Annotated in this window: 11 protein-coding genes; all 11 read right to left on the bottom strand. The window is 31.0% G+C overall.

All coding sequences use genetic code 11. The features are described from left to right. Positions 1-8: 8 nt before the first annotated feature. Positions 9-824: a purine-nucleoside phosphorylase gene (locus KI686_RS06985; protein WP_237588554.1), complete on the bottom strand. Its 816-nt coding sequence runs from the start codon at positions 822-824 to the stop codon at positions 9-11. Next, on the bottom strand, positions 821-1426 hold the full coding sequence (locus KI686_RS06980; protein WP_237588553.1) for a TIGR04282 family arsenosugar biosynthesis glycosyltransferase: 606 nt from the start codon (positions 1424-1426) through the stop codon (positions 821-823). Before KI686_RS06980 ends, KI686_RS06985 begins: the two co-directional genes overlap by 4 nt. Next, on the bottom strand, positions 1419-1910 hold the full coding sequence (locus KI686_RS06975; RefSeq protein ID WP_237588552.1) for a rhodanese-like domain-containing protein: 492 nt from the start codon (positions 1908-1910) through the stop codon (positions 1419-1421). The genes KI686_RS06980 and KI686_RS06975 overlap by 8 nt, the downstream gene beginning before the upstream one ends. A gap of 10 nt (positions 1911-1920) precedes the next feature. Continuing rightward, positions 1921-2748, bottom strand: coding sequence for a metallophosphoesterase family protein (locus tag KI686_RS06970; RefSeq protein ID WP_237588551.1), 828 nt, complete (start codon positions 2746-2748; stop codon positions 1921-1923). Next, positions 2733-4067 carry an SLC5/6 family protein gene (locus tag KI686_RS06965; RefSeq protein WP_237588550.1) on the bottom strand — a complete coding sequence of 445 codons (1335 nt, stop codon included), beginning with the start codon at positions 4065-4067 and terminating at the stop codon, positions 2733-2735. Before KI686_RS06965 ends, KI686_RS06970 begins: the two co-directional genes overlap by 16 nt. A 17-nt stretch (positions 4068-4084) precedes the next feature. Then, a complete protein-coding gene (locus tag KI686_RS06960) occupies positions 4085-5524 on the bottom strand; it encodes a SusD/RagB family nutrient-binding outer membrane lipoprotein (RefSeq protein WP_237588549.1) in 1440 nt (479 codons plus the stop codon). Between the two features lie 10 nt (positions 5525-5534). Continuing rightward, positions 5535-8729, bottom strand: a complete 3195-nt coding sequence (locus KI686_RS06955) for a SusC/RagA family TonB-linked outer membrane protein (protein WP_237588548.1) — start codon at positions 8727-8729, stop codon at positions 5535-5537. Between the two features lie 272 nt (positions 8730-9001). Beyond that, positions 9002-10057 (bottom strand): arsenosugar biosynthesis radical SAM (seleno)protein ArsS, encoded by a 1056-nt coding sequence (gene arsS, locus KI686_RS06950; protein ID WP_237588547.1) that lies wholly within the window; start codon positions 10055-10057, stop codon positions 9002-9004. Between the two features lie 75 nt (positions 10058-10132). After that, entirely contained in the window at positions 10133-10468 is a 336-nt protein-coding gene (locus KI686_RS06945; RefSeq protein ID WP_237588546.1) for an arsenosugar biosynthesis-associated peroxidase-like protein, read from the bottom strand. 39 nt (positions 10469-10507) lie between these two features. Beyond that, positions 10508-11218 carry a DUF547 domain-containing protein gene (locus tag KI686_RS06940; protein ID WP_237588545.1) on the bottom strand — a complete coding sequence of 237 codons (711 nt, stop codon included), beginning with the start codon at positions 11216-11218 and terminating at the stop codon, positions 10508-10510. A 61-nt stretch (positions 11219-11279) separates the two neighbouring features. Then, positions 11280-11981, bottom strand: a complete 702-nt coding sequence (locus KI686_RS06935) for a queuosine precursor transporter (protein WP_237588544.1) — start codon at positions 11979-11981, stop codon at positions 11280-11282. Positions 11982-12039 lie beyond the last annotated feature (58 nt).

Below are 12039 nucleotides of genomic sequence, written 5' to 3'. Positions count from 1 at the left end.
TAAATTTCTTAAATCACTTTTATAACTTCTCTAAAAAGTGTAATCATTTTAGGTTCTGCTTCTCCTGCAATAGCTATAATTTCTGCAATATTAACAGGTTCTAAATTTTTAGGATCACATTCATCGGTTAAAACCGAAATTGCAGCACAAGGTAAGTTTAGTTGTTTGGCAACAATTACTTCTGGCACAGTGCTCATACCAACCGCATCAGTTTCTAAAATTTGTAACATTCTGTATTCTGCTCTGGTTTCTAATTGCGGACCTAAAACACTTGCATAAACACCTTCATGCAATAAAATATTTTGTTCTGCAGCAATGGTTTTTATTTTTCCATTAATCTCTGCTGAATAAGGTGCTAACATATCAGCAAAAATATTTCCAAAATTATTAGCTCCGTTAAAAGCCAAAGGAGAACTTCCTTGTAAATTAATATGATCATCAATCAACATTAAATCACCTTTTTTGTAATTTAAATTAATTGCACCTGCTGCGTTAGAAATTAATAATTTTTGAACTCCCAATCCATGCATGGTTCTAATGCCGTAAGTAACTTCCCAAGGAGTGTAACCTTCGTATAAATGAAAACGACCAGACATTACCAATACTTTTTTATCGGATAACACTCCGTAAATTAATTTACCAGAATGAAACTCTACCGTTGCTTGTGGAAAATGTGGTATTTCTGAATATGGAATTTCTTTTTCGATAGAAATTTCATGAACCAATTTACCTAAACCTGTACCTAAAACAATACCTATTGCTGGGTTTGTAATTCCGTTTGATTTTAAAAAATCGATGGTTTCTTGTAACTGTTGTTTTTTCATCTGTGTATAAATTGTTGAAATGCTGGGTGATGTTCTATATCTTCAAAAACATCAACGTCATTTAATTCTTCTAACAAAAATACTTTTTTATCCTGTAAATCTTCTAAAGTATCTTTTCTAACTGTTTCTGATCCCCAATTTTTATTTTTAAAAACTTTTTCTTGTAAAGAGTTCATCCCTAAAAGGTAATAACCGCCATCTTCTGCCGGACCAATAACAACATCATTAGTATCTAATTTTTCAAATGCTTTTTCTATATTTTCCGGTGTTAAATCATACAAATCGCTACCAATAATCATTACTTTATTGTATCCAGAATCAAATCCGTCTTTAAAGGCGTTTAACATTCTAAGTCCTAAATCTTCTCCTTCTTGTTGGTGTTTTTGAAATATATTGCTATCCCAAATATCATTTTCTCTAACTTTTACAGAATAATATACGGCTTTGTCTGCAGTTACTTTAGAGGAAACTTCTTTGGTTTTTTGTAATAAGAATTTATAGATTTCTAAAGCAGTTACGTCTCCAACAGTTTTAGCTAAACGTGTTTTTGCTTTACCTAATTCTGGGTTTCTTGTAAATATTAATAATAGATTTTTACTCATAAATTTTTGTTCCCTTTTTTAACCATTTTCCCCAATCTTTATTAAAAGCGTGTACTTTCTCTGTCGGTTTACCTAGTGTATCCATTACTTTAAAATTGTTGTTTTTCCATTCAAAAATTCCTCCGTACAAATTATAAACATTAGTATATCCTTTTTCTATTAATTGATGTGCTACAATTTCTGACCGAATGCCTAAAGAACAATACACTACAATTTTTGCATTTTTATCTTTGGGTAATTCTTTTAAAGTATTGTTGATGTTAAAATTGTCAAAACCAACACAAATAGCATCTTTTAAATGACTTACATTATATTCTTTAGTTTCTCTAGCGTCTAATAATATAGCTGATGAGGTAGTTGACAAAGAATCTACAGAAATATACGGCACGTTGTTTTTGTTGTACTTTGTTAATAGTTTATCAAGTTTATTTTGTGCCGAAATAGTAGTTGATATCAGTAAAAAAAGAAGGAATATTTTTTTCATTTTAAATAGCTTAAAGTTGAATTCCAAATCCTTGTAAACCAGATTCTATAGGTGGTAATATTTCTGTGTTATCCCAAATTCCTGTAACAATTGTTCTAGAATATTCTTCTGGTAGCAAACCGTTTTGCATTAGTTTACTGGTTAATTTGTAGTTGTAATCTAAATTTTTATGTGTAAAATTAAAACGATTATCAGCATCGTCTAAAATAGCATACCAAACAGATGGATGACCATTATTTGCAGGCATACCAACAACACCAGGATTTAACCAAAGTTTATTTTCTTGTTGATGGTTAAAAGGCAAACCACAATGGCCTGCAACAATTACGTCTGCATTTGCGGCTTTAAAATTAGGCTCTTTTAGATCCCAATCTGTAGATTTAAAAATAAATTCTGATACGTTAAAATAAGAACCATGTACCACCGTAATATTTTTATCTGCAAATTGAAAACGAATATAATTGGGTAGTGTTTTTAAAAACTCTAAACTATTTTCTGATAATTTACTTTGTGCATATGGATACCACATTTGCGAAAAATTATCGCAACGAGAGCCTTCTCTAAAATCGCAACCACAATCTTCTGCATTTTCTCTTAACTGAATTTCTACATTACCAGCAATGCTTTTTGCACCCCATAATTTTAGCAATTGCACAGTTTCATCTGGTTGTGCACAATAGCCAACAATATCACCAGTACAAATACAGTTTTCTGGAGCAATATTTTCTTTTTCGGCAATTTGTTTTAAAGCTTCTAAAGCTTGTAAATTGCTATAAACACCGCCAAAAAGTAATGTTTTTTTAGTTAATTTACCTAAATCGGTTATTTCGAGATCCATTTTGGAATAAAATATATAATCGTACAACAAAGCACTCCCCAAAGATTAGACCATAATAAAGCAGCGTACTTACCGGTTGTAAAAACCAATGCCTTTGGGAAAACTCCAAAAATAAGTAAGAATCCAAAAATTAATCCACAAGAAACACTTAAATAAAAGCTAATTTTTGGCACTTTTACACTCCAAAAAATAAACATCGGTGTTAAACCAATAACCATGGTTCCAGAAATGGTAGTTGCAGATAAAATTTCGGCATTTAAAAATACCGGAATTGTACCAAGTATAGCAACTGTAATCATGGTGATTCTACCAAAAGACACCGATTTTCCTAAGTTTAAATCTACTGCCAGTAATTTAGAAAAAGATGAAAATGTAGAGTCTAGGGTAGAAGCGGCAGAAGTAATCATTATAAAATTAATTACTAATAAAATTACAACACCTAACGCTTTACCAACTTCTACTGCTGCGTGCGCTTTTATCCCTTTCGTTTGTGCGTATACACCAATTAAACTAAATAGAATAATACAGATAGCGCCCAAAATACTCGCCCATAAGAAACTGTGTTTTGTAACTTTTGGTGATGAAATAAACCCTCTGTCTGTTAAAACAGGATCATGAAAAGGGTAACTAAAAGATTGGATTACAGCGGCAAAAAATAAATTTAATCCAAGTTCAAAACTCCAAGTACCAGAGGTTAACATTTCTTCTGATGAAAAATCTTTTGTAGTAAAAATAGTGGCTAAAATAATGATTAATAAAACAGAAAATAATACCATTTGTATTACATCTGTAAAAATAGAGCTACTTAAACCACCTTTTACAGCATAAGCTAGTGTTAAAAAAGTAAATACTAAAATAGAAGCGTAATAAGGGGTGCTACCTTGCTCGCCAAAATAATTACCAATAACCATGGTGTTACTCCAGACTTCATTAAAAAGTCTAAAAGCAATTAGAATAGAAAAAACAGCCATGGCTTTTTTTCCGAACTTAGAAATTAAAAATTCGTGAATACTTCTAAAACCACCTTTTGTTCTTAATTGATAAATAACAATACCTGCAACAGCAAAAGAAACATAGTAGCCCGCGTATGCTACACCACCAACTAAACCAAATGCCAATCCTAAGTCTGCTGCATTGGTAATACTTTTTGCAAAAATCCAAGAGATAATTAAACTACCTGTTAATATTAATGTGTTAGGAGCTTTCTTTTTATTTACTGCTTTAAAAAACTGATCTGTTGTTTTTGCCAAAGGCGACAAAAAAAACATGGTTAAACTAGAACAAATTACTAAAAGCCACTGCCATTTTATAATATCCATATATTTTTAAAAATTTTTTAATTATTCCACCAAACTTTTACGTTTAAACTATTGCCATCTGTTGCGGCATCTGCTACTTGATAATTTTCTGAATTTAACGAAGCTTCTTCTGCAGGATAAGGCATTCTTACCGGAATTAAACCATCGTTTAAACTTGCAGAAATATCTTTTAAAGCAGGGAAACCTGTTCTTCTATATTCAATCCAACCTTCATAACCATTGATAACCGAGGCAATCCATTTTTGAGTAATAATTTGCTCTAATGAAGATTTACTTGTATCGTTAAAGTTGGCATTTACTGTTAAATAATCTGTCGGTAAAGTTGTGTTCCAATACTCAAAAGCTTGTGTAACACCGCTATTGTATAAGGTTTCTGCATCGGCAGAAATAAATCCTTTTAAAGCAGCTTCTGCAAGTAAAAAACTGGTTTCCCAAGCTGTCATAAAATTAGCATCTAAAGTAGAAGAGTCTTCTCTAAAAATTGTTCCAGCTAAAGAATAATCGGCCAAAGCAATAGAAGTAGAAGAGGCATCAATACCGTTAATTAAACCATTAAATTCATTAGAAGTTGAATTAGAAAAAGGTCTAAACATGGTTGCTATTCTAGTGTCATTTAACTCCGTTAAAATTTCTTCCATAGTTTCAGAAAGAACAAAGTTGTTAAAATCTCCAATCCTTAATTGAGACAATCTAAAACTGTTTGGTTCTGTGTTTGTAAAATCGAAAATTGCATTTTCTGTATTGCTTTTTATATAATTACCTTCTGTAAAGATGGTTTGTAATTGAGTAGCCACATCTACTTTATCAGAAATACGAATTAGGTATTTTATTTTTAGTGAATTTGCAAATTTTACCCAACTCTCTAAATCACCATTAAACAATATATCACCTTCTAAAGCAATAGAACTTGTATACGCATTAATGGCTGTAATCCCTTTGTCTAAATTATCTAGAATACCATTTTCACTTAAATAAATATCTTCTTGTAAATCGTATGCAGGTGTTACTGTTCCGTCAATTCCGTTAAAGGCTTCAAAATACGGAACATCACCAAATAAATCTGTTAAACCAGCAGCCATATATGCTTTTAAAATTAAAGCCGGACCTTCGTAAACAGCGTAAGCTGTGGTTTCTTGAGCTTGTTTTATAATAATTTCATTATCACGTAAATTAGTATAAAATATTTCCCAAGGATTTCCTCCCAATTGCGGACTTTTTAAAGCATGTCTATCAAATAAATTAAAGTCTAAAGCAGTTCTGTGTTGTGCTAATAAATCGCCAGCAACAAAACCTTCATAACTCATGTTTTCTCCAAAATCGTAAATAACTTGTCTTAATAACAAATTTGGTTGTACGGCAACAGGCTCGTTAATATTGGTGTTTAATTCTTCGAAATCTTTGGTGCAACTTGCTATTGTAAAAGCAAAAATTGCGAGTGTATATATAATTTTTTTCATAATGTCTTTTTTAAAAATCAAACGATACTTTAAAACCTAAACTTCTGCTTGTAGCATAACTCATATCTTCTACACCACTTACAAAACCATTACCTTGTACAGATAATTGTTCTGGATCGAAATGTGGATTTTCTGTAATTACAAACAAGTTGTTTCCAATCAAAGAAAAATTCATTGTAGAAGTGTCTTTCAACCCTAAGAAACCTTCATCTAACTCTAAAGTATAGCCAATAGAAAGTTGACGCAGTTTTAAATAAGAAGCATCGTACACATTATTTTCTTCATGATTTCTGTCGTAATACTGTCTGTAATAACTTTCTGCAGTAATTGCTACAGTGTTTTGTGCACCTGTATTAATGTTTACTCCATCTGCAATAATTCCTTCAGAAGGTCTGTATAATGTTTCTGCTAATTGCCCACCAACATTACCTAAAGCACGGGTTCTAGAAACAATTTCGCCACCTTGTCTCCAATCTAATAAGAAACTTGCATTCCAGTTTTTGTAAGAGAAACTATTGTTCCATCCTAAGGTAAAATCAGGATTGTAATTACCAATTTTAATCAATTCATCACTGGCAATATAATTGCCACTATCATCAATTAAAAATTGCCCATTTTCATTTTTTTGATAACCAGTTCCATAAATGTCTCCAACTTGTCCGCCTTCTTCTGCTTGAAACCAAACCGTTTGGTTGGCACTATCATAAATTCTACTGTAAGCTAATGTTAATCTACCTTCTTCTTGCGGTAAATCTTTAATTATAGATTTGTTAGAAGCAAAATTAAATGTGGTATTCCATTTAAAATTTTCGGTTCTAATTGGTGTTCCTCCTAAAATAACTTCAAAACCACTAGTGTTTACTTTTCCTCCGTTAATTACTTGTTGGTTATAACCAGAAGAACTTGCAATTGGTAAAGAGATAATTTGATCTACCGTTGTACCATTATAATACGTAAAATCGACATTTAATCGATCTTTAAAGAAACGCACATCTGCACCAATTTCATAAGAAGTAGTAGATTCTGGTTTTAAATTTGCATTCGGAATAAAATCTTGGTTGCTAAATGTTGGTTGGCTGTTATAGGTTGTTTGCGATACAAATGCTCCTGAAGTTTGATACGGATCTGTATCATTACCTACTTGTGCAACACTAGCTCTTAGTTTAGCAAAAGAAAATACTTCTGGTAATTCTGTATAATTAGACAAAATAAAACTTGTAGAAAGAGATGGATAAAAGAACGATGTACCGTCTACAGAAAAAGGTGTTGCCAAGGCGCTAGACCAATCGTTTCTTCCTGTTATATCTACGTATAAATAATTTTTGTATCCAAATTTTGCAATTCCGTATAAAGAATTAATTCGTTTTTTAGAATCGAATTGAAAACCTTCTATAGGAGAAGCAGCATTGTTTAAGCTAAAAATACCTGGTTGCGCTAAACTTGTTGTTTGTAACTGTTTTGTAGAAGCATTTTGGTCTAATCTGTTACCTCCAAAAGAAACATCAAAAGTAAAATTATTAAATTCCTTATTGTAATTAACTAAAAAATCTGTGTTAACTTCTCTGTAAAAAACATCGTGTTCTGCATAAGCTCCGTTTTTAAAACGATTAGAGCTAAAATTACGTTTAAATTTTCTTTTTTCTGATGAGTAATCCATTCCAGAACGCACTGTAATGCTTAAATTATCTGTAAATTGATGATTGATAGCTACATTACCGTACACACGATCTCTGTTAAAAGAATTGGTGTTTTCATATAATGTAAAAAACGGATTGTCGAAATAGGTGTAATTAAAAGAATATTGTTGCACGCCTTCTAGACCAGGTTGCCAATAATCTCTTAAACTATCAATATTTAAAGATCTTGGTCCCCAAGCAACTAACGCATAATTGGCATTTTCACTACCATAACCGTTAGAAGGTCTGTTGTCGCTACCAGAATTTACATAATTGATAGAAGCAGTAATTTTTGTTTTTTCTATCGGATTAAAATTCAGTTTAAAAGCGGCTGTTTTTCTGTCTAAATTTACCCCCGGAATAATAGATTCGCTATCTAAATTAGTTAAAGACAAACGGTAAGAACCTCTGTCAAAACTATCGGTAATAGAAATATTATTAATAGTTGTAATACCCGTTCTGTAAAAATCTTTTAAATTATCTGGGTTAGATTTAAATAAAGTAGGCGTAATTGTTAAACCACTATATAAAGAAGTATCTCCACCACGAACAACCGTTCCGTCTGGTAAGGTTACAGGGCTGTCAAATTGGGCAATATAATTACCATCATCTAATCTTGGTCCCCAAGAATAAGAAATTAAATCATTGGTTCCGCTACCTAAACCATCTACAAATTCAAAGTTTCCGGCATTACCTTGTCCGTATTCGTTTTGAAAATCTGGCAAACGAAAAGCGCTGTCAAAAGTAATAGAAGAATTAATGCTGATACCCAATCCTTTTTTCTTGCTACCATCTTTTGTTTTTATTACAATTACACCGTTAGAAGCTCTTGTACCATACAATGCAGCTGCACTTGGCCCTTTTAAAACAGTTACCGATGCAATATCATCTGCATTTACTTCCATACCACCGTTTCCAAAATCTATTTCTTGAAAACCAGCTGCCGCTTCGTTACTAAAATTAAAAACAGTATTGTTATTTATAGGCGTTCCGTCTACAACAAAAAGCGGATTGTTGTTAGAAAAAGAAGCCTCGCCACGAATGGTTATCTTTGATGAAGAACCAACACCTGTAGCACCTTGAGAAATAGTAACACCTGCTAATTTACCAGATAAGTTATTTAAAAAGTTAGGCGTTTTTACTTCTGTAAGATCTTTAGATTTTATTTCTTGTACTACATAACCTAATTCTTTGGTTTGTCTGTTTACACCCAAAGCAGTAACCACAACTTCGTTTAAACTAGTAGCAGATTCTTCTAATTGAATATCAATTATGGTTTGATTATTAATGGGGATTTTTTTTGTTTGATACCCTAAATAAGTAAATGTTAAAAATTTAGAGTTGGGTAAAATGGTAATAGAATATTGTCCGTTAATATCAGAAGTTGTACCATTTTTACTAGTAGAAGAGATGCTTACATAAGGAAGTTTTTCTCCTGTTTTTTTGTCGGTAATTGTACCCGTAATTTTAGTTTGCGCAATGCTTATGCCAGTAAAAAGCAAAAACATCCACATGAAAATGTGTTTCATTCAATTATGGTTTTTGTCTAAAAATTTTGGTTTTTATTGATGATAAAATCAACATTTGCTCAAAGTACAAAAAAATAGAGGAAATATCCTTGGTTTTTGATTTAAAAATTAGTTTTTGAGAAAATCAATAAATTTTTAATAAAAATAACCTGTATTTTTTAATAATAATGTAATTTTTAAAATAAGAAAAGAATCAAAAAAAAGTATAAAATAATATGATTTTTACTTAATTCTGATTCTTTTAAAAAGATAAAATTTTATTGTAAGATTTGTTATGCAACTACACCTTGGCAACTACTTCCTGCGCCAGCAGTGCAACCATAACAATGTTGATTTATAATAATGTTTCTGTTTTGCAATAATTCTTCGTTGTAATCAGAAACGTGTTTTACTTTAGAGTTAACTTTTAAATTTAACATTTGATTAAAATCACAATCATACAACCAACCGTCCCAACTAATAGAAAGCGTGTTTGTACACATTACGTTTTCTACCGCAAGCGGATTGTAGGCTTCTACTAAAGAATACATGTAATCTTCGTAATTTTCTGATGCAATTAAGTAATCTAAAAAACGGCTAATTGGCAAGTTTGTAATGGCAAATAAATTATGAAAATCAATATTAAAATCTGCTTTTAATGCTTTTTTAAAGTCGTTTTCTAAAGCCATTTGGTCTCCAGGTAAAAAAGCTCCCGAAGGATTGTAAACTAAGTCTAATTTTAAATCAGAATTTGGCATACCGTAACCAACAGCATTTAATTCTTGTAATGCTTTTATAGATTTATCAAAAACACCATTACCACGTTGTTTGTCTGTCTTTCCACGTGTCCAATGTGGCATAGAAGAAATAACATGTACGTTGTGTTTTTTAAAGAATTCTGGTAAATCGTAATATTTTTTATTGGCTCTAATAATGGTTAAATTAGAACGAACAATAAAATCTTTAATTCCGGCTTTAGAAGCTTCTTCTACAAACCATCTAAAATTAGGATTCATTTCTGGTGCGCCACCTGTTAAATCTAGCGTATGTGCACCGGTATTTTTTATGACTTTTAAACATTGTTGCATGGTTTCTACCGTCATAATTTCTTTACGATCTGGCCCCGCATCTACGTGGCAATGTTCGCAAACTTGGTTACACATGTAACCTAAGTTAATTTGCAAAATTTCTAATTTTTTAGGACGTAAAGGAAACTGATTTGTTTCTTTAATTTTTGCGGCAAAAGTGGGTAATTCTCCGTCAGCAAAAATTCCGTTAGACAGAATTTCCATTTGACGAGAAGTGTTAGCAATATCGTTATTTCTTGCTTTAAGTGATTTTGTAGCCATATTTATAATTCTCAGTATTCAATTGCAGTAAAACAGTTAGACTGCTTTTTAGCCAATCGATACTGTATACTTGCTTTACATTTCAAGTTTGTTAACTTTATTCATCATTTGTACGCCATGTACCAAAGTTGCGCCACTTTTAATAGCAGCACCAACATGCACAGCTTCCATCATTTCTTCTTTTGTAATACCACGTTGTAAACCGTCTTTAGTGTAAGCATCTATACAATATGGGCATTGTTCTGTATGTGCAACTGCCAAAGCAATTAAGCTTTTTTCGCGAGCTGTTAAAGCACCTTCTTCGAAAACTTTACCATAATAATCAAAAAATTTGTTACCCAATTCTTCGTTCCATTCAGTTATTTTTCCGAATTTTCTTAAATCGGCAGCATCGTAATATGTTTTAGACATTTTTTGGTTTTTTTAGATTAAAAACGGAAAGATAAAAAATTATTTACCGTTTAAAGTCCAATCGTAATTTAGATAACTGATTTTTGCTTTTGGACTAATTTTAGTTTCTGAATACTGATTTAAAAAATCAATAACAGTTCCGTTTTTTGTAAAATGAACTTTAAACCAATCGAAGATTGAAGATATTTGAATTTTCTTTTCTGATATTTTATTTCTAGAAGCATCGTTTACAAAGAGCTTCATTAAACGTGTTAATTCTGTGTCGATATTATTTTCTGTAAAAGCAAAATTTGCTAATTGAGGACAAGAACCAGAAGCGCAATTTACACCAACATGAATTCTAGGATCAAAAAAGTTTTTAAATAAAACTTCGTGCTCAATTTCATCTAACGTATAAGTTTTACCAGCAACTTTAGCAAATGGAGTTTTCCAAGCAGTTTTGCCTTTTACTTTAATATTAGTAATGCTTTTTAAAGGGTAATTATTTAAAATTAATTTGATTGTATATGCGTTGTATGCGTTTATCCAAAAAGCTTTTTGTTTATTGGCAGACCAAGAATTATCTGGTACTGTGTTTGCTAAATAAGATAAAAATTCATCTAGTTTTGCTTCGTTTTTTTGTAAAGATTTATAATCTACAACGCCATCTTTTGTAACGTGTTTTTGTAGTAAATTGTTAAATATTGATGTTTGTGCATTTACATTTGATAAAGTAAAAACTGCAACAAGTATTAAAAGTATTTTTTTCATTTTTTATAATTTCTGATTTTTTAGACGAAACCTTTTTAGATTGATTACAAAAAATAAAAAATTAATCTGTTAATTCTTGTCCGGCTTTTAAATGGAATCTCTTTTTAAATAGAAAAACAATAAAATAAAGAATAGGAGTATCTAACGCAGCAATAATTATTTTAAAAAGAACTCCACTTATTAAAAGTCCTATAAACTGACTCCAAGCTATAATATTAAAAGAGCATAATAATACTAAAACCGTAAGTGTATCTATAAACTGAGAAGAAAAAGTAGAAAAATTATTACGCAACCATAAATGTTTGCCTTTTGTAAAGTTTTTCCAGAAATGATATACTTTAATGTCTATAAATTGTGCAAATAAATAGGCTAGCATAGATGCAAAAACTGCTAAAGGCGCTGCGCCAAAAACGTTTAAAAAAGTATTGTCTTGTACTTGAGACCACGAAGTTGCTGGCACTTCTTTAGAAACGTATATTATTAATAAAGAAAAAAATGATGCAAAAATGCCGGCAATAACAACATCGTTGGCTTTCTTTTTTCCGTAAATTTCTGATAAAATATCTGTAATTAAAAAGGTAATTGGGTAAGGCAATAAACCAACCGAAACTTCGAATAATTTTACATTAAATATTTCTATTTGAAAAGGATACCAATAAAAAAACTTCTGAAAAATTAAGTTAGAAGTAACTAAAGAAGCAATAAACAATGCTGCTAAGATTAAATAAATTCTGTTAGCAAGTAGTTTGTCTTTTGTTTTCATAAAGCGAAATTAATAAATATTCTATTGGTTAAAGAAAGCCAAGTGTTAATTGATGTGT

The sequence above is a fragment of the Polaribacter sargassicola genome, assembly GCF_021991835.1.
In the GTDB taxonomy this organism is placed as follows: Bacteria; Bacteroidota; Bacteroidia; order Flavobacteriales; family Flavobacteriaceae; genus Polaribacter; species Polaribacter sargassicola.
Note: the sequence above shows the minus strand (reverse complement) of the source record. Positions and strands in the feature narration are given on the sequence as shown.